The organism is Sphingomonas sp. GM_Shp_2, assembly GCF_026540875.1.
GTDB lineage: Bacteria > Pseudomonadota > Alphaproteobacteria > Sphingomonadales > Sphingomonadaceae > Sphingomonas > Sphingomonas carotinifaciens.
Genome location: NZ_JALNUQ010000011.1, coordinates 63,776 through 79,372, shown reverse-complemented (window position 1 = coordinate 79,372; position 15,597 = coordinate 63,776). Strand labels below are relative to the sequence as shown.

The following is a 15,597-nucleotide window of genomic DNA, read 5'->3' as shown; positions in this document are numbered from 1 at the left end:
GGGAGTACGGACGGCGGGGCCGGCTAGGGCGGTCGGATCGGGGTGGCGAGCAGCGGGATCGTCGCTTCATAGGCGGCGATGCTTTCTTCCACCTCGCGGACCGCGTGCCGGAAATCGGCGGCGGTGGCGCCGGGCAGCATCGCGGTCATCAGCGCCACTTTGGCTTCGGCCCCTTCGCGGATGACCGTGCCGGTCATGTCGGGGAGGAGCGCAAGATCGACGCCGGCCACCGCGGCGTCCTGCGCATCGAGAAGCCGGCGATAGGTGTCGAAGAATGGCGCGCCCGCGCCGCCGGCGGCGCGCCAGGCGCAGTCCAGCGCGAAGCACGTCGCGATCGGCGGCGTGCGCGCGGTGTCCGGGTCGGTCCAGTCGCGGATTGTGCGCTCGGCGGGGTTACCGGCGACCGCGCGCACCGCGGCGGCGCCCAGGCGCTTCACCATCATGCCCAGATCGTCCTCGAACGACAGCGGATCGCGGCGCTTGGTCATGCCGCCCAGCCGGCGGCGGGCCGCACCAATTGACACGCCGGCGCCGTCCCCCCGCAGAGACGGCGCCGACGCCCGGCGCCGGAGCGGCCGCCGAGCCCGATTGCCAGACACGCGGTCGATGGCAACGGACCGGCGGCGGGCGAGCGGATAGAATGGGTGGCAGGCTGAGGGAGCGCGCGACAGCAGGGAGTGGGGCTGCGCACGGTCCCCGGCCGGCCTGCCAGCGGCCGGGAAGGGGTATGGTGTGAAGCGATCATCGGGCGGGCACCTGACTGGAACCCTCGGCGGCGGCGTCGCGCTGGAACAGATCCGGACGCAGATCCTCGCGCGGGATGCCGGTGGCCTCCTCGACGATCGGGCAAAGCTCGGCCGGCAGGGGTACGTCGTTCTTCAGCCAGTCGTTGATCGTCGACTGACGCCGGCCGACCAGCCGGCCGAACGCGCTTTGCGAGCGTTCTGCCCGCACTGCCCGCGCCAGCGGCGTGTCCTTGTGGTGCTCGATGCCCATGACTCAAAACTAACGGCATGCCGTTAGTTGTCAACCGGCATGCCGGAATAGGCTTCTACCGGCGTGTCGGTAGATTGCGGCCATGACCATCGGCGAGCGAATTGAGGAACGAAGAAAGGCACTTGGCGTCAGCAGCCAGGCCGAACTCGCGCGCCGTGTCGGTATTTCACAGTCGACGATGAACGGGCTTATCAAGAAGCCCTATCGTTGGTCACCGCACTTGGCGCGAATCGCGCGCGAGCTTTCGACCTCGGTCGAATATCTGCTCGGCGAATCGAATGACCCGTCCGAAACTGGGACGGCGGCGACCTCCGCGGCGGCCGTTCAGCAGATAATGATGCCGGTCACCTTGCCCGGCGTTGCGGCGCTGACGTCGATGTTTGAGGGCATCCTTCTGGCGTCGGAGGATATGCGAGGCGCCGAACTCGCTCGTGAACTTGCAGAGCGGCTGCCCAGCGCGCTCGCAGTCGCACTACGGTCTCCGTCTCCGCCGCCTGCGGGTCGGACCGCATCGCAGCCAGAGCCGCTTGTAGATGGCGATGGCGATCATCGCGCACCGCGGCGAGCGTCGCGCACGTGACCGCGCAAGGGGTGCAGCCATGCGCGCAGCCGGGCTCGGTCACCCACGCGCTTTCGAATTCGGTTTTCGCCGGCACGCTTTCCCCCAGAATGAGCCGAGGGAGTACGGCTCGGGGGATTGAGGTCGGCGGGGTTAAGATTTTTGCAATGGGGGGTGCATGTCTGGGGGGAATATCGGCAACCTGCTTGGCCTGGCGCAGAGCGCGCAGGCCGGCGGCAATCTTGAAGAGGCCGTAAGCTACTACAACCGGGTGCTGGAGATCGACCCGCGCATGCCCGCCGCCTGGCTGGGCAAGGGCGAGGCGGTCGCGTGGCAATCGACGCTGGCGCATCTGCGGCTGGACGAGGCGCTGGTCGCCTTCACCCATGCGATCGGCTCGGCCGACCCGGCGGAGGCCAAGGACATCGCCGGGCAGGCCGCGCGCACGATGAACACCGTGGTGACTGCGCTGCACGGTCTGGCGCAGTCGCATCTCGCGGAATTCGTGAACGTGTCGGATGTCTGGGCGCAGCATATCGGACGTAACGCCGGGATGATCGCCGCGCTGGAGTCGGTGCGGGACTGGAGCGGGGACGAAGGGCTGCTGACGAATTCCACGATCGAGGCGCTGTGTCGCGATACGCTGGAGGGACGCAGCTACAAGGATCCGTTCGACAACAACACGGCCAAGCTGCACGGCGTCACGCCCGGCTACGAGGCCGACCTAACCGCAAAGCGGCAGGAGGTGATCGGCCGGATCGCCGCGATCATCCCGAACTACAGCGCACCGGAGCTGAAGAAGCAGAAGCTTGAGGAAGCCGCCTGTTTCGTCGTGACCGCGACGATGGGTGATTTCGAGCATCCCGTCGTTCGGCTGATGCGTCGGTATCGCGACGAACGGATGCTGCGCGGGCCGAAGGGCACGCGGCTCGTCCACGGCTATTACCGGGTAGGGCCTGCGGTGGCGGCGGTGATCGCGCGCCATGTCGTGCTGCGGCGGATCAGCTATGTGCTGGTGGTCGCCCCGGCGGCGCGCTGGGCGCGCTGGCGTCTGTCGCGGTGAGCGGCCGGGCAGATCGCCGCCACGCGACCGCCATTGTCCCAGCGGACCTTGTAGATCGCCTGGCGCGCAGTGAGCTGGCGGCAGCTCAGATCGACGCCGGCCACGCGCACCAGCGCCAGCGTCCGACCGTACCGGTCGCGGCCCACCCGCTCGATCGTCGCGCGGCCGGCCAGGCCGGCAGCCAGGTGGCGTTGCGCGGCGACCGGATCGCCCGGCGCGCAGCGGCGCCCCCGGCGGCAATGGCCGGGCAGCTCGGGCGCGTCGATCGCGACGAGGCGGATGCGCTCGCGTCCACAGCGGAGGGTGTCGCCATCGACGGCGATCAGGGTGCAGGCGAGATGGATAGCAATCATCGATGGATTGTAGGCCGATAGTGAACATGAATGCAGATGCCACCGCTTCGGACGCGATCGAAATAGCGTTCCCCGCTCTACCTGCCGTCTGGCTAACCCTGAGATGAAGCGGCGAACTCAACTGATCGGTTGGCGGCGCTGGCTGGCTGAGATCGAAATCATGATCCTTGGCTCAGCGGTGATCGCTGCTGCATGTTTCATCGTCCGCAATGTCATCGATGCAGTGTTCGACGGCTGAAGATGCAACCCAGCCCGTAATTTCAATGGGCGTTATTTCTTTCGCGGCGCTTCGGAGCGCATGGCCGACGACGAGGTTACAATATGGCATCTCCTTTAGGGGCGTTTCTTGCGCGAAACTCTGTTGCTGCGGCTAACGGACTTCCCTTAGTTCACACTACGCGATCATATAATGTCCGGATGCTGATGGAAGAAGGCGTCATAAAGCCACAGCAATGTGACGTATTCTTGCAGGACAAGTTAAACTATTTTTTTGTTGGCCGTCCTGCTTACAAGTACAATAGTGACTCGGGACAAGCAGATCATTGGGAGTTGCCTTGTGTTTTCATATTTGAGTCTCAGGAAATTGGCGGCATAAAGCGTATCTTCCCATTTGACTCGGGTGCTTTTGCTGGCAAGCGCTATCCAAGCTATATCGCTGGTATGCCCATTGAAAATTTTGAAGTCAGTGGAGCGGATGCTCCCGGCAAACTCATTGGGGCATTTTTCGGCTCCGCACGTCGCTATCTTGATATGCAACCAAAGGGTCGTGAGGAGTTTGAGGCCGAATATTCCATTTCCCCACTTGACGCTGAATTGAGCGCGGCAAGCCGATTAGCCGGGGAGGGGACCATCAGAACATTCGATGATCGGCGCTTCTCCATCGAGATACAGAGCGAGCAGGAGGTTCACCTTGCGAGCACAAAACCAATTGCTGTAGTTATCCCTGAGATATACCTCGGTGTCGATGGGGTGATGGACAAGATCCAGGTTGATTGGCAGGCTGAAGCTTTGGGGTATCCAATGCACTCGCTCAGCTTAGACAATTACTATGGTCTGATATACAAAGAAGTCTTTGATTTTTACACTCGCCGAGGATTTATCTAATGGCGAGAAATATATTAGAGTTCGTTTCCATTGTCCCCTCATCTCCTGCGTTCGTGATACCTGTCTTCTCTGTTCCAGGCACCAATCAGGTATGTGTTCAGGATTTGGATGCGTTAGGAGAGATACGTCAATTTCTCGCCTTCGATCCTGAACATTTTCACTCGGTTCCCGTAATGGCGCCAGCATTGCAGAAAGATGAGGGGGAAGCGGGCGTCCTGGCCTTCTGGTCCAGCCCGTTTGAGGTTCTGGTTGGCACATCAATCGAGTTGCGGGCCTTGATAGCGCCTATAAGTCCTTCGCTCTTGCCGGATTTCGTTGCGCTTGAGGCGGCGACTTTGCTCGAGGATGAGCAACTTCTCGTTTCGGCTGCAGAGCGGGTGGCGAAACGCATCCGATCGACGTCTGGTAGAGCTACGTTCGTGTCGCGGGCCGCGGGACGGCGGGCGTTGATGCAGCATCTTCGAGAACGCGCGCGTGAGGAGGTGGCAGAAGCGCAAAAATCTTCGGTTGAGGACTATCTGTCTGCACTGCAATCGGATGTTTCTGCCGGGGATTGGATGAACGTATGGCGTCAAGCAATTCGGTTGCATAATAGCACGCGCTTGTATGACGTCGCGATGTGGAAACTTTCCACAGATGGCTTGCGTGACTATGCTTATCTCGTATTCAACCACATCAGTTCACGTTGGGCTGTAAACAAATTAACCGAAGTGGCAGCGGGTTGGCTACATCGACATGACTTCGATACCGAGCAATGGGGTCAGATATATAGATTGTTTTTCCATCGCTTATCAGCGGATGATTATCCGCTTGGACTGAATTATCTTGAATATTCGTCTAAAGAAGAACACGATCACAGGTCCATCATTGCATGGTGCGAGATTTGGTCGGGGCTTTGGGAGAGAGGTTTCGAACGCCAAACTCTTATCGAGTTGGCCGTAAGCGTTCAACGTGGAGTGCCTGACAACGATTTTCTGCCACTTGTTTGCGCCCCCTTGATAAGAGAGGCGAGTCAAGGCTGGGCCTACGAGCGGATGCAGCATTGGCTGTGTTTTCCAAATGTGCAAAGCGCTTGGGTTCATTGCTTCATTGAATTTGCTGACCCCGCGGGCATATCAGAACAGTACGAAGCCGGATTACAATGGCTGGAACAGATGGGGTCAGGAAGCAATCAGTGGATCAAGCTCTGGGAATTTATGCGGAGCAGCATGGATCAAGCCACTTGGTTAGGTTTCGCTCACCTTTGGCTCGCTCGCGCGCGGAAGGATCTAAAAAGTTGGCCGGACGTGTTCCGCTTGTTGGTCACTGAGTATGGCTCGCCGGTGACGCCGGCGTTGCGTCACGCTGCACGAACGTGGCTCAAGGAATCTCGCGCGCCATACTACCCCGCGGTTATTGCGGAGACGGCGGATCTAGCAGATGAGATGCTCGTCAATGATCAATGGTATATCTCGGCTTCTGATGAGGCCTCATCGACAACAGGGGTTCGGCGTGCCCGATGATCAAGGCTTCAGGCGCCGCGTTGGAGGCGAGAACTATCCTTGACCGGGGAAGGCCAGGCAGGTGTGAGCCGTCGATTTCGTCCCAAACCTACTATCGTCAGCCGGAAGCTTCAAGCACTTCGCTTTATTAAACAATTTTACGCTGAGTGGGGTAGCAGCCCGAGCCTTGAGGAGATCGGCGCTGGGCTGGGCGTTTCGCGGCAGCGGGCGCATGCGCTGGTGTGTAAGCTGGCGGCCGATCGGCTGATCGTGCGGCGACCGGGCAACCGGGGCATCCTGCTCCCCGATCCGGCGCTGATGATGTCACGATCGGACGCGCTGCTGCTCCTCCAGGCGGGCGGGTGGAAGGTGACGGTCGATGGTGCGAATGTCGGCATACCGGCGTGCGACGTCTGGCCGTTGACGGAAAGCGGACTGCCTTTGATTGCTGAGCTGGATCACATTCCCGCCGTTGAACCGGGGGGCTTTCATGACGATCCAAGCGGGCGCGGCTGACAGGCCGGCATTTCTGAGCATGCGCGAACGGCAGCGGGTCGAGCATCTGGTGCTGGGCATGCCCCGGCCTGTGCCCGAGCTGAAACGGCCGGAGGGTATGGATCGTCGCTCCTGGAAGATCGAGAAGGCCCGCTTGCGCGAAGCCGGCGCGCGGCTTGCCCCCGGCATCGAGGAGGCGGTGGCGCTGCGCGAACAGTGGCGGGGTGTCCAGGGCACGCCCGAGACGCTGGAGCGCGAGGCGCGGTCAAGCGAGGGCATGCTGGCGCGGCTGTGCCGGAAGGGGACGATCACCGCCAATCAGCTCGCCGCGGCCGAGCAGATCCGCGAGTGTGTCGAAGCGCTGCGGGCCGAGGTCGGCTATCCTACCACCTCCTGGGAAGCGCGGGTCGACGGCGGCCGCTGCGGCGGCGGCGAGGGGGGGCTCATCGCCTACCGGGCGGTGCGGTGGGAGATGGCCTATTCGCGGTGGCGCCGCACAGTGACCGGACCGATCGCGATGCTGCTGGAGATGATCGTCGACGGGGTAGGGTATAGCGCGGCGGCGCCGCGGTACCGGATGAGTGCGAAGCGGGCGAAGCAGTGCCTGCTCGATGCGTTAAATGCGTGGTGGGCGGTCTGCTGCTCGGCGGGGCGGGAACTTGATGCTCCAGCGATCGAAGCGGCGCGAGCTGGCCACATATAGATCGCCACTCCAGCGTAAACAGCAGTGGAAAGCCATAATATTTCGATGGCGGCGCTTACGCTGGGAGGCGCGTTTCTTACGAATAAGTGTGCCACGATCCCAGAATGCGTAAGCGCCCAGGAAAAACGAAACGGCGGTACGATCATTTCATCGGGATAGAAAAACCTAAAATTCGGTGTCAAATGTTAGGCGAGACTAGCGATCTGACATAGGTAATCAAATCATCGATAGATCTCGAGTCATTTTCCAGCAACCATCGGATCAACTCAACAGTATGATGCGTCTTCCGATAAATGTGACGTTGATCCGTCAGCCCTGCGAACATGTCATTTAGAAGCTTTGGGGCATCGACTTCGCTACCCGTGATGCCAGATACGATATATTTGCAAGAATGTTCGTTCAGCCAACCTTCGATATCGCTGACATTCGGCGGAAGCCCGGCGTCGTTACATCGGCGAAAATCCTCTGCCAATATGTCAGCTATGGCGTTCGGATTGATCACATAATTCTCAATGCTCCGAGCGGGTAGAAATTTGATACGTCCTTCAGAGCGCCGGCTAATATCCTCAATGTCCCTAGTTGATCGTCCCTCCCGATCAAGATTGAAGGTCGAATCACGAGGTAAAAGTGAAGAGCCTTTGCCCAAAATAGCATATATGTCCAAGACAGACTTCACATCAACATTGTTTCGTTCAAGATCGCCAGTTGCGCGCAATGGGAGGAAGGCGGTCGTTGCAACGTTTAAACCTGCCCATCGGGCAATCATCGGAAATGCACGTACTTCAGTTGGACCTTCACACCAGACTACGCGGTCTGCTGCGAAAACATCAGATAATTCGCATCCAAGATCAACTAGAATTCTTTGAAGGTCAGCTAAGGAACGCCGATCAAGCCTCTCGATGTGAGATTCACCCTCACTCCAAGACACCGACAAGAGAACATCTGGATCAATAACTTCAATTAGCTCCGGCGAGTGTGTTGAAATTATGTATTGGTTGTGATCGTATATCTTTAGAATGTTCATAAGCTTCTTAGCTGCGCCAGGATGTAAGAAGCTGTTTGGTTCATCAATAACAATTATGCTGTGACGCTTTGTCATAGCGACGTATAAAATGCTTAGCACTTGGGCAAGGCCGGTACCCGATTCTTGCAATAAGATTGCATAATCAGATTCCGCTTCTTCTGGGTCATTCTGCCACACATAAACAGCAATTTCAACTGAGAGAGGGCTCACTGCAATCTCTCGAATCGAAGGAAACACCTCGCGAACGTGCTCCTTGAATTTGCTCCAGGTGGCTGGATTGCGGCTCATGGTAGAAAGTACCGCGGGTAGGTTGCGTGCAGCGGGATCTAGTTGGGTTGTTTCAGAAACAGCGCATGCTCCAACCTTTAGGCGTTCAGGATCGAAAACGTATATTTCTGTCGTTCGAAGGGTGTCGATCAGCGCAGGCAGCGTGTCGTGGCCCGTGTTTCCATATACGGAAAAAGCGTCGTTAGCAGGACTATACTGAACCAACCTTGTCGCGCTGCTTTCGTGAGCGCCAAACATTCCATGCGATGGACTTTGCGATGGAGAGAACCCTGATCCCGAGTTTGTTTTAACATTTATACTTATCTCGTTGCTGCTGAACAACGACAAGATGAAGGTGTCACTATCTTCCGTCGGGACGGTAATATAGACACCTTCATTATGATTTTTAACAAATGACTCTAATTGGCTTCCTGCCAACGTGAATTCAGCATGAAAAGTTGATGGAAAGTTCGCTAACCAGTCCTTATTTAGAGGGCCGCGATAAGGCATATTTGGATTCGAGCCAAAGCGAAACGATTGTAAAAGTGCAGTCTTTCCACTATTGTTTTGCCCAACAACCACTGTCCGCTTCTTACTAAGAATAATCCAACCGGTGTCTCGAAACGACTTGTAGTTTTGAACTCTAATTTTTGATATTTTCATATTATATCACCATCTGAGCATACCAGACAGCCTAGCTCGATGATGATGGCTGTCTAGCCAATTCGATCACGAAGGAACAAACACTCCCAGGTGATCGACGACGACACGGAAAGCTGTCTTAATTCAAATCAATGACTGTAGGATTTTTCGGTTGCGAATGGTCCAGGTCCAAGTTGCCTGTCTTTGATCCCAGTGAAACCAGCGTCGGGGCTTTGGGCATGCCCTTATTTTCGACTGACGATCCGCCTCGGCTGAGCCGAAGGTATCTTGCCGAATCGTTCCTGTTATGTTCCACTGACGCTCATGGAACACCTTGATCCGACTCACATTCAGGACGCGCTGCTCACCTCTGCGGGGTGGGCGCGTGTGGGGCTGACGGCGCCGAGTGCGCGGCTGCGGGAGCAGGCGGCCAAGGAGCTGGCGCTGACGATCTGCGAGCGGCTGAATGCCGCTGAGCCGCTCGATCGCAATCAGCTTCCTCTCCCGCTCTGATGTGGGACGGGCGACCTTTACCAAACTGGCCGACTTCTGTCGGCATGACGCCAATCTCGCCTGTCACTGCCGCGGCTGCGGGCGCGTTGGTGTGGTCCATCGCGATCGCTTTGCGCGCTGGTGTTTCCTCCATCGCAAGCCGACGGCGCTGGAAGTCTTGCCGCGGTGGCTCCGCTGCTCGCGGTGCGGGGGGCGGCCGTCGATGATCTCGCCGACGCCGAAGGGCCCGACCTTTCCGCGCTGGGGCGAGGCGGAGGAGGGATGGAAGCGGCTGCATCGCAAGCTGCGCGGGTGATCGCTGCGGGCCGTTGACAGAATAGGGACTGAATTTCATCCAGGCGGACGGGCAAATCGGCCCTGCGATAGCTGCGTGCGAAGCCCGTCCCCCGGCGGGCTTTGTCGTATCTGGAGACCGCCCTATGGCCGAGCCGCGCCGAAGCACAACCGCCGGCGCGCACGGCCGCGCCGCTGCCACCCGCCCCCGGGAAGCGCAGCGGCGCTTGCCGGCGGACGATCTGGAGCGTGCGCGCGATGATCTGGAGGCGCTGATCCGGCGCGTGCGGGCAGGGGCCCGCATCCAGGCGGACATTCACGATTTCGACGAGGAGGCGCAGCGGATCGGCCGCGCCGTCTCGGTCACCTTTCGCGGGCCTGGCGCCCGTCCCTCCGCCGCTCCGCTGTATGTCAGCGCGAACGGCCTTTCAGCCGCATGGTGAGCCTTATGACCCTTGTGCGTCCTCGGTGCCCGGCGGGGCTCGCCGCATGAGCCTGCTCGATCTCGATCGGCTTCGGCAGGTGGCCGAGGCGGGCAAGCCGCAGGATGCGGTGGTGGTGACCCGGCGCTGGCTGGGGCAGGCTTGCGAGGAGTTGATGGCGGGTCGCGGGCAAGCGCCGGCGCTGGATCACGATCGCTATTGCCGGGCGCATGGCGTGCGCCGGATGATGGTGGACGAGGGGATCGGCGGCTGATGGCGCGGGTGCGATCGGCGGCGCAGCGGGCGCCGCAAACGGTGGAACAGGCGACCGCGCTGCTGGCGCGCTTTGCCGATGCCTCGGCGCAGATCGATGCGCTGGAGGCGCAGCGGGCCGCCTCGCTGGCGGAGATCAACGGGGCGGCGGATGCGTGCATCGTGCCGCTGGCGGCCGAGCTGAAGGACATCGCCAAGCAGCTCAAGCCGTGGTGGGCGGCCTCGATCGAGGAACTGACTGCGGGCCGGCGCAAGTCGATCGAGCTGGGTGGGTGCACCATCGGGTACCGGATCAGTCCGCCCAAAGTGGTGCATGAGCATGGCAGGGACGGGGATGCGGCGCTGGTGCTGCTGGGGACCGGTTATGCGGATCGTGCGGTGCGGGTCAGCTATGCGCTGGACAAGCCCGGCGTGCTGAAGCTGCTGGACGAGCAGGCCCTGCTGGAGGGTGATGCCGTTCCGGATGTCTCGATTGCTTCGCTGGGGTTTGCGGCGCGGCAGGTCGAGGAGTTCTTTATCGATGTCATTGCTCCGCAGCCGATCGCGCTGGCGGCCGGCGGTGACGTCTCTCACGCCTGAGGAGGTCCCATGAATCTCATCCTTGCGCTGCTCGCCTGTCTGCTGCCGACCCACACGGTGGATGGTATCGTGTCGTTTCTGTCGAAGGTGGCCGAGCGCCTGGCCGCGACCGAGGCGGCGCAGAATGCGCGGGCGGCGGATCTCCGGTCGCGGGCGGCTTTGCTCGAGGCTGCGGCTGTGGCGGCCGATGACGAGGGGACGAGGGCTGCGCGCGTGCGGTCGAAGCTGAGCGATCTGGTCGCGTAAGACGTGCCGATGCAGCCTCCGCGGTTCGGCCGACAGGCCAAGCCGCGGAAGCCGTGGGAGCGGCCGCCTCGTCAGCCTGATCGGCGCAAGCGCGGTCGGGCTGGCCAACGCGAGCGTGCTCAGGTTCTCGCCGAAGAGCCGCTCTGTCGGAAATGCCTCGAGCGAGGGCTCGAGGTTGCCACTGATGAAGTGGACCACATCGTGCCGCTCTCAGAAGGCGGCACCGACACCCGCGACAACAAGCAGGGTCTTTGCAAGCCCTGCCACGATGCGAAGTCCGCGGCCGAGCGTGCAGCAGCACGCCGATCGCGCCCCGATTTGCTGTGACGGGCGGGGGAGGGTCAAGATCTCCGGGCATCCCCCGGCGGACACCGACGGCTAGCAAGATTTTCGCGCGGGCGAATTCAAACCTAAAATGATCCCCTGGGAGGTGCCCGATGGCGAGCGGTGGTGCGCGCCCGGGCGCGGGACGTAAGAGGAAGGCGCCGGCGCTGGCGATGACTGCGGCTGAGCGTGCCCGGTCGGTCCCGGTACCCGGCGCCACGCCTGCGATGATCGCGCCGATCCACCTGTCCAGCCTGGCGCAGCTTCTGTTTGCAGACATCGCTGGCATGCTGGAGGCCCAGGGCCGGGCGGAGCCGCAATTCGCTCAGGTCGTCGCCTTGCTGGCGCAGCGGCTGGAGCAGATCCAGCGGTGGCAGTCGGTGCTGGAGATGGCGGGAGACACCTGCACCAGCACGACGATCCGCAAGGTCGACGGCCAGCAGGTCATGACCGAGATGATCCGCGCGCGGCCCGAGGTGGGCATGCTGTCGGATGCGATGCGGCAGGCGCAGTCGCTTCTAGGCGAGCTGATGCTCAGCCCCTCGGCCGCGATGAAGATCGGCAGCGGCAAGAAGGACGCGCCGGGCGACTTCGACGACTTCTAAGACGGTGGCGACGGCACCAGGACTGCCAGTGCGGGATTATCCCGGCATCGCGCGGCAATATGCGGCGGACGTCGTGTCGGGGAAGATCCCTGCCGGCAAGCAGATCCGCCTCCAGTGCGAGCGCTTCATCAGCGACCTGGTCCGCAGCGCGTCGGACGATTTCCCCTACCGCTTCGACGACGACAAGGCGGCCCGGCCGTGTCGCTTCATGGAGCGGCTACCGCACACGAAGGGCCCCTGGGCCAAACAGAAGAAGCGGCTGACACTTGAGCCGTGGCAGATCTGGAATCTCTGCTGCGTATTTGGCTGGCTGCACAAGTCGGGCACGCAGGCGGGCACCCGCCGGTTCCGGCGCTGGCTGCTCGTCGTGCCCCGCAAGAACGGCAAGTCGGCCATCGCCTCGGGTGTGGCGTTGTTCATGCTATGCGCGGACGGTGAGTACGGCGCCGAGGTGTATTCGGGAGCGACGAACGAAAAGCAGGCGTGGGAGGTGTTCCGGCCCGCACGCCTGATGGTCCAGAAGCTGAAGGCGCTGAAGGACAAATTCGGGATCGACATCCTAGCGAAGCAGCTGCTGCGCCAGGAAGACGGATCGCGGATGGAGACCATCATCGGCGATCCCGGCGACGGGCAATCGCCGAGCTGCTCGATCCACGACGAATATCACGAACACGCGGACGACGCGCAGGTCGATACGATGATCACCGGCATGGGCGCGCGCGATCAGCCGCTCCAGTTGCTGATCACCACCGCCGGGGAGAATTTGGCGGGCCCCTGCTACGCCATGATCCTGGAGCAGCGCGAGCGTCTGGCAGGCATCGGGCACAATGGCGGCCCGCCGATCGACGACGATACCTTCTTCGCCGAATATTCGATCGACGAGGATGACGATTGGAAGTCGGAGGCGGCGCTCCGCAAAGCCAATCCGAACATCGGCGTATCGGTCGGCCTGGAATATCTACTCGCCCGACTGCGGGACGCCATCGCCACCCCCCGGAAACGGGGCATCTTCAAGACCAAACACCTCAATCTGTGGGTGGCGGCCAAGGCGGCATATTTCGACATCGAGGCGTGGCGGCGCTGCACCGATCCGGACATCCCGGTGCTGTTCGCCGATGCGGCGGCGCTGGATCGGCTCGCCGGCCGGCGCTGTATCCTGAGCCTCGATCTGGCGTCGAAAGTCGATATCGCCGCGATCGAGTATCTTTTCCTGCCGATCGGCGATCGACCGACGAAGGCGGACCCGTTCATCCGGCTTGGCCGCTACTTCCTGCCTAGCAAGGCGGTCGAGGATACCAGCGCCTATCAGGCGTGGGACGCGCAGGCGTTGCTGGACGTCAACGAAGGTAACATCACCGATTTCGAGGAGATCGAGATCGCGATCGATGAGGCGCGCAAGCTCTTCGAGGTCGAGACGATCGCGTACGATCCCGCCCAGGCGACCATGCTGGTGAACCGCTTGGTCAAGGCGGGGGCACCGGTGCTGGAGGTCGTGCCCAACGTCCTCAACTTCTCCGACCCGATGAAGCAGCTCGATGCCTTCATGAAGGCGGAGTTGATCCGGCATGCCGGCTGCCCGGTGATGGAATGGCAGATCGCCAATGTCGTCGCGCAAGCGGACGCCAAGGACAATGTCTACCCGCGCAAGCCGCGGATCGAAGCCAAGATCGATAATCCGGTGGCGTTGATCGCCGCGCTGGCTGTTGCTCTGACACGGGAGGAAGAACAGGTGCCGACTTCCCCCTGGGACGATCCCAACTTCAGCATGGCGAACGCGGCGTGAGGCTATGGCCTTTCGGCGGCCACGCCGAGAAGCGCTCGATGGAGCGTCCGAACACCATCTCGACGGACGCCTCCTGGGAGGAATGGTCATCGTTCTTCGGGCAGGGCGCCGATCGCGCGCAGCTTCCACACGTCACGATCGCCAACGCGCTGGAGGTGCCGGCGGTACTTGACGCCGTGACGTTCCTGTCCCGGACGCTGGCAGCGCTTCCGCTGCACGCGTTTCGGGATACCGAGGATACGACCGAGAAGGTCGACGGCGATCTGCAGATGCTGCTCAACGAGGCCCCGAACGAGGAGTGGAGCAGCTTCGCGCTACGCCAGTATTTCTGGCAGCAAGTGTTCACCGGCGGCCGAGGGTTGGCATGGATCGAGCGGCGCGGGGTCAAGCCGGTGGCGATCTGGCCGCTCGATCCGACGCGCACCTCGGTACGGCGGCAGGGCGGCCGGAAGATCTATCGCTGCGGTAATGTAGAATACCCGGCGACGGACGTGATTGACGTGCCGTTTGCGCTGAAGGCCAATCAGCTCGACGCCTACGGCCCGATCCACATGGGCCGGAAGGCAATCGGCCTCGCTATCGCGATGAACGATTTTGCGGCGGGCTTCTTCGTCGGTGGCGGCATCCCACCGCTGGCGCTGGAGGGGCCGCTGCCGTCAGGCGTCGATGCGTTCAAGCGGGCGCTCGCCGATATCCGGCGCGCGATCGACCTGGCGAAGCGCGCCGGTGAGTCCTTCTTCGGTCTCCCGCCCGGGCATAAGCTGACGCCGGTCGGCGCCGATCCCGCCAAGGGTCAGATGACCGAGGCGAGGCTGTTCCAGATCCAGGAGATCGCGCGGCTTTTTGGTCTGCCTCCCGTCTTCCTTCAGGATCTGTCGAAGGGCACCTTCTCCAATACCGAGCAGCAGGATCTCCAGCTCGTAAAGCACCTGGTGGGCCAGTGGGCCAAGGCGCTCGAGGACGAGCTGAACCTGAAGCTGTTCGGCCAGCGCCGGCGGTCGCGCAAGGTGAAGCACAACCTGGACGGCATCCAGCGGGGCGACTTCAAGAGCCGTACCGAGGGTCTCGCCCGTGCAATCCAGACCGGCCAGATCACGCCGAACGAAGCGCGGGCGCTGGAAAACCGTCCGCCGCTGCCGAACGGCGACGTGCTTTACATCCAGGGCGCCACGGTCCCGCTCGGCGAGCAGCCGGCGCCGATCGGCCACAATGGTGGCCCCGCCCTCAACGACGACGAGGAAGTCGATGCCGACAAGCAAGCAGCCTGACGGTCGCGAGATCCGCGTCCTCGATCGAAAGCTCGAGGTCCGCGAGATCACCGCCGAGAATGGCGGTCATACCGTGCGCGGCTATGCGGCGGTGTTCGATACCGAGACGGACATCTGCGGGTATTGGCTGGAGAAGATCGCACCCGGCGCATTCACCGCCACGCTGCGGTCGGCCGACGTCCTCGCGCTCTATGCTCACCGCACCGACCGCGTGCTGGGTCGCACCAGCTCGGGCACGCTGCGGCTGTCCGAGGACGAGAAGGGCCTGGCGGTCGAGATCGACCTACCGGACACCACCGACGGCCGGGATCTAGCGGTGCTGATCGAGCGCGGCGACGTGAAGGGCATGTCTTTCGGCTTCTGCACCCGCAAGCAGACCTGGGACGAGACGGTGACACCGCCGAAGCGCACGATCGAAGAGGTCGAGTTGTACGAGGTGACCATTACCGCGTTCCCGCAATATCCCGAAACCGAGATCGGCTTGCGGTCGCTCGAGCATTTCCGGGACGAGCGCCGCCAGCATGACCGCCAGGGCGGCAGCACCCGGATCGCCGCCCGTCGTGCGCGTCAGGCACAGATCGAGCGCGGCATCGGCTGATCACCGGGCGCCAGCCCGAGGCGCGC

At 61.8% G+C, this 15,597-nt stretch carries 21 protein-coding genes; 17 read left to right on the top strand and 4 right to left on the bottom strand.

The window, feature by feature from the left end:
• Positions 1-23: 23 nt before the first annotated feature.
• The gene (locus OXR08_RS06395; RefSeq protein WP_267348725.1) at positions 24-488 is read right to left on the bottom strand and encodes a hypothetical protein; all 465 of its coding nucleotides are present in this window, start codon (positions 486-488) and stop codon (positions 24-26) included.
• A 253-nt stretch (positions 489-741) separates the two neighbouring features.
• A complete protein-coding gene (locus OXR08_RS06390; protein WP_267348723.1) occupies positions 742-996 on the bottom strand; it encodes a YdaS family helix-turn-helix protein in 255 nt (84 codons plus the stop codon).
• A gap of 82 nt (positions 997-1,078) precedes the next feature.
• Here OXR08_RS06390 and OXR08_RS06385 point away from each other — a divergent pair, with 82 nt between their 5' ends.
• Together OXR08_RS06385 and OXR08_RS06380 are read left to right on the top strand one after the other, a co-directional pair.
• Positions 1,079-1,576: a helix-turn-helix transcriptional regulator gene (locus tag OXR08_RS06385; protein WP_267348721.1), complete on the top strand. Its 498-nt coding sequence runs from the start codon at positions 1,079-1,081 to the stop codon at positions 1,574-1,576.
• A 157-nt stretch (positions 1,577-1,733) separates the two neighbouring features.
• On the top strand, positions 1,734-2,618 hold the full coding sequence (locus tag OXR08_RS06380; RefSeq protein ID WP_267348719.1) for a tetratricopeptide repeat protein: 885 nt from the start codon (positions 1,734-1,736) through the stop codon (positions 2,616-2,618).
• Here the strand turns inward: OXR08_RS06380 and OXR08_RS06375 are convergent.
• Positions 2,561-2,971 (bottom strand): thermonuclease family protein, encoded by a 411-nt coding sequence (locus OXR08_RS06375; RefSeq protein ID WP_267348717.1) that lies wholly within the window; start codon positions 2,969-2,971, stop codon positions 2,561-2,563. The two genes, OXR08_RS06380 and OXR08_RS06375, sit on opposite strands and share 58 nt — an antisense overlap.
• A gap of 103 nt (positions 2,972-3,074) precedes the next feature.
• Between OXR08_RS06375 and OXR08_RS06370 the strand changes: the two genes are divergently transcribed.
• From OXR08_RS06370 to OXR08_RS06350, 5 genes are all read left to right on the top strand, one after another.
• A complete protein-coding gene (locus OXR08_RS06370; protein ID WP_267348715.1) occupies positions 3,075-3,209 on the top strand; it encodes a hypothetical protein in 135 nt (44 codons plus the stop codon).
• A 179-nt stretch (positions 3,210-3,388) separates the two neighbouring features.
• Positions 3,389-4,075: a hypothetical protein gene (locus OXR08_RS06365; RefSeq protein ID WP_267348713.1), complete on the top strand. Its 687-nt coding sequence runs from the start codon at positions 3,389-3,391 to the stop codon at positions 4,073-4,075.
• Between the two features lie 53 nt (positions 4,076-4,128).
• Positions 4,129-5,577 carry a hypothetical protein gene (locus OXR08_RS06360; protein WP_267348711.1) on the top strand — a complete coding sequence of 483 codons (1,449 nt, stop codon included), beginning with the start codon at positions 4,129-4,131 and terminating at the stop codon, positions 5,575-5,577.
• A 39-nt stretch (positions 5,578-5,616) separates the two neighbouring features.
• Positions 5,617-6,072: a hypothetical protein gene (locus OXR08_RS06355; RefSeq protein ID WP_267348709.1), complete on the top strand. Its 456-nt coding sequence runs from the start codon at positions 5,617-5,619 to the stop codon at positions 6,070-6,072.
• 19 nt (positions 6,073-6,091) lie between these two features.
• Complete coding sequence (locus tag OXR08_RS06350) at positions 6,092-6,754, top strand: hypothetical protein (protein WP_267348707.1); 663 nt, start codon at positions 6,092-6,094, stop codon at positions 6,752-6,754.
• A 178-nt stretch (positions 6,755-6,932) separates the two neighbouring features.
• On the opposite strand, the gene OXR08_RS06345 is transcribed toward OXR08_RS06350, so the two are convergent.
• Positions 6,933-8,708: an AAA family ATPase gene (locus OXR08_RS06345; protein WP_267348705.1), complete on the bottom strand. Its 1,776-nt coding sequence runs from the start codon at positions 8,706-8,708 to the stop codon at positions 6,933-6,935.
• A gap of 303 nt (positions 8,709-9,011) precedes the next feature.
• Between OXR08_RS06345 and OXR08_RS06340 the strand changes: the two genes are divergently transcribed.
• From OXR08_RS06340 to OXR08_RS06295, 10 genes are all read left to right on the top strand, one after another.
• The gene (locus OXR08_RS06340; protein WP_267348703.1) at positions 9,012-9,200 is read left to right on the top strand and encodes a DUF6771 family protein; all 189 of its coding nucleotides are present in this window, start codon (positions 9,012-9,014) and stop codon (positions 9,198-9,200) included.
• Between the two features lie 419 nt (positions 9,201-9,619).
• The gene (locus OXR08_RS06335; RefSeq protein WP_267348701.1) at positions 9,620-9,916 is read left to right on the top strand and encodes a hypothetical protein; all 297 of its coding nucleotides are present in this window, start codon (positions 9,620-9,622) and stop codon (positions 9,914-9,916) included.
• A gap of 46 nt (positions 9,917-9,962) precedes the next feature.
• Positions 9,963-10,169, top strand: coding sequence for a hypothetical protein (locus tag OXR08_RS06330; protein ID WP_267348699.1), 207 nt, complete (start codon positions 9,963-9,965; stop codon positions 10,167-10,169).
• Positions 10,169-10,747, top strand: a complete 579-nt coding sequence (locus tag OXR08_RS06325; protein WP_267348697.1) for a host-nuclease inhibitor Gam family protein — start codon at positions 10,169-10,171, stop codon at positions 10,745-10,747. Before OXR08_RS06330 ends, OXR08_RS06325 begins: the two co-directional genes overlap by 1 nt.
• A 9-nt stretch (positions 10,748-10,756) precedes the next feature.
• Positions 10,757-10,993: a hypothetical protein gene (locus tag OXR08_RS06320; protein ID WP_267348695.1), complete on the top strand. Its 237-nt coding sequence runs from the start codon at positions 10,757-10,759 to the stop codon at positions 10,991-10,993.
• Positions 10,994-11,002: 9 nt separating this feature from the next.
• Positions 11,003-11,320 (top strand): HNH endonuclease signature motif containing protein, encoded by a 318-nt coding sequence (locus tag OXR08_RS06315; protein WP_267348693.1) that lies wholly within the window; start codon positions 11,003-11,005, stop codon positions 11,318-11,320.
• Positions 11,321-11,490: 170 nt separating this feature from the next.
• The gene (locus tag OXR08_RS06310) at positions 11,491-11,922 is read left to right on the top strand and encodes a P27 family phage terminase small subunit (protein ID WP_267348692.1); all 432 of its coding nucleotides are present in this window, start codon (positions 11,491-11,493) and stop codon (positions 11,920-11,922) included.
• Positions 11,923-11,950: 28 nt separating this feature from the next.
• Complete coding sequence (locus OXR08_RS06305; RefSeq protein ID WP_267348690.1) at positions 11,951-13,705, top strand: terminase TerL endonuclease subunit; 1,755 nt, start codon at positions 11,951-11,953, stop codon at positions 13,703-13,705.
• A gap of 38 nt (positions 13,706-13,743) precedes the next feature.
• The gene (locus tag OXR08_RS06300; RefSeq protein ID WP_267348688.1) at positions 13,744-14,973 is read left to right on the top strand and encodes a phage portal protein; all 1,230 of its coding nucleotides are present in this window, start codon (positions 13,744-13,746) and stop codon (positions 14,971-14,973) included.
• Positions 14,951-15,571: an HK97 family phage prohead protease gene (locus tag OXR08_RS06295; protein WP_267348686.1), complete on the top strand. Its 621-nt coding sequence runs from the start codon at positions 14,951-14,953 to the stop codon at positions 15,569-15,571. The genes OXR08_RS06300 and OXR08_RS06295 overlap by 23 nt, the downstream gene beginning before the upstream one ends.
• Positions 15,572-15,597: the final 26 nt, after the last annotated feature.

Excerpts from the sequence above, each read along its gene's own strand:
- OXR08_RS06395 (WP_267348725.1), bottom strand. The coding sequence starts at position 488 with ATGACCAAGCGCCGCGATCCGCTGTCGTTCGAGGACGATCTGGGCATG.
- OXR08_RS06390 (WP_267348723.1), bottom strand. The coding sequence starts at position 996 with ATGGGCATCGAGCACCACAAGGACACGCCGCTGGCGCGGGCAGTGCGG.
- OXR08_RS06385 (WP_267348721.1), top strand. The coding sequence starts at position 1,079 with ATGACCATCGGCGAGCGAATTGAGGAACGAAGAAAGGCACTTGGCGTC.
- OXR08_RS06380 (WP_267348719.1), top strand. The coding sequence starts at position 1,734 with ATGTCTGGGGGGAATATCGGCAACCTGCTTGGCCTGGCGCAGAGCGCG.
- OXR08_RS06375 (WP_267348717.1), bottom strand. The coding sequence starts at position 2,971 with ATGATTGCTATCCATCTCGCCTGCACCCTGATCGCCGTCGATGGCGAC.
- OXR08_RS06370 (WP_267348715.1), top strand. The coding sequence starts at position 3,075 with ATGAAGCGGCGAACTCAACTGATCGGTTGGCGGCGCTGGCTGGCTGAG.
- OXR08_RS06365 (WP_267348713.1), top strand. The coding sequence starts at position 3,389 with ATGCTGATGGAAGAAGGCGTCATAAAGCCACAGCAATGTGACGTATTC.
- OXR08_RS06350 (WP_267348707.1), top strand. The coding sequence starts at position 6,092 with ATGCGCGAACGGCAGCGGGTCGAGCATCTGGTGCTGGGCATGCCCCGG.
- OXR08_RS06345 (WP_267348705.1), bottom strand. The coding sequence starts at position 8,708 with ATGAAAATATCAAAAATTAGAGTTCAAAACTACAAGTCGTTTCGAGAC.
- OXR08_RS06340 (WP_267348703.1), top strand. The coding sequence starts at position 9,012 with ATGGAACACCTTGATCCGACTCACATTCAGGACGCGCTGCTCACCTCT.
- OXR08_RS06335 (WP_267348701.1), top strand. The coding sequence starts at position 9,620 with ATGGCCGAGCCGCGCCGAAGCACAACCGCCGGCGCGCACGGCCGCGCC.
- OXR08_RS06330 (WP_267348699.1), top strand. The coding sequence starts at position 9,963 with ATGAGCCTGCTCGATCTCGATCGGCTTCGGCAGGTGGCCGAGGCGGGC.
- OXR08_RS06325 (WP_267348697.1), top strand. The coding sequence starts at position 10,169 with ATGGCGCGGGTGCGATCGGCGGCGCAGCGGGCGCCGCAAACGGTGGAA.
- OXR08_RS06320 (WP_267348695.1), top strand. The coding sequence starts at position 10,757 with ATGAATCTCATCCTTGCGCTGCTCGCCTGTCTGCTGCCGACCCACACG.
- OXR08_RS06315 (WP_267348693.1), top strand. The coding sequence starts at position 11,003 with ATGCAGCCTCCGCGGTTCGGCCGACAGGCCAAGCCGCGGAAGCCGTGG.
- OXR08_RS06310 (WP_267348692.1), top strand. The coding sequence starts at position 11,491 with ATGACTGCGGCTGAGCGTGCCCGGTCGGTCCCGGTACCCGGCGCCACG.
- OXR08_RS06300 (WP_267348688.1), top strand. The coding sequence starts at position 13,744 with ATGGAGCGTCCGAACACCATCTCGACGGACGCCTCCTGGGAGGAATGG.
- OXR08_RS06295 (WP_267348686.1), top strand. The coding sequence starts at position 14,951 with ATGCCGACAAGCAAGCAGCCTGACGGTCGCGAGATCCGCGTCCTCGAT.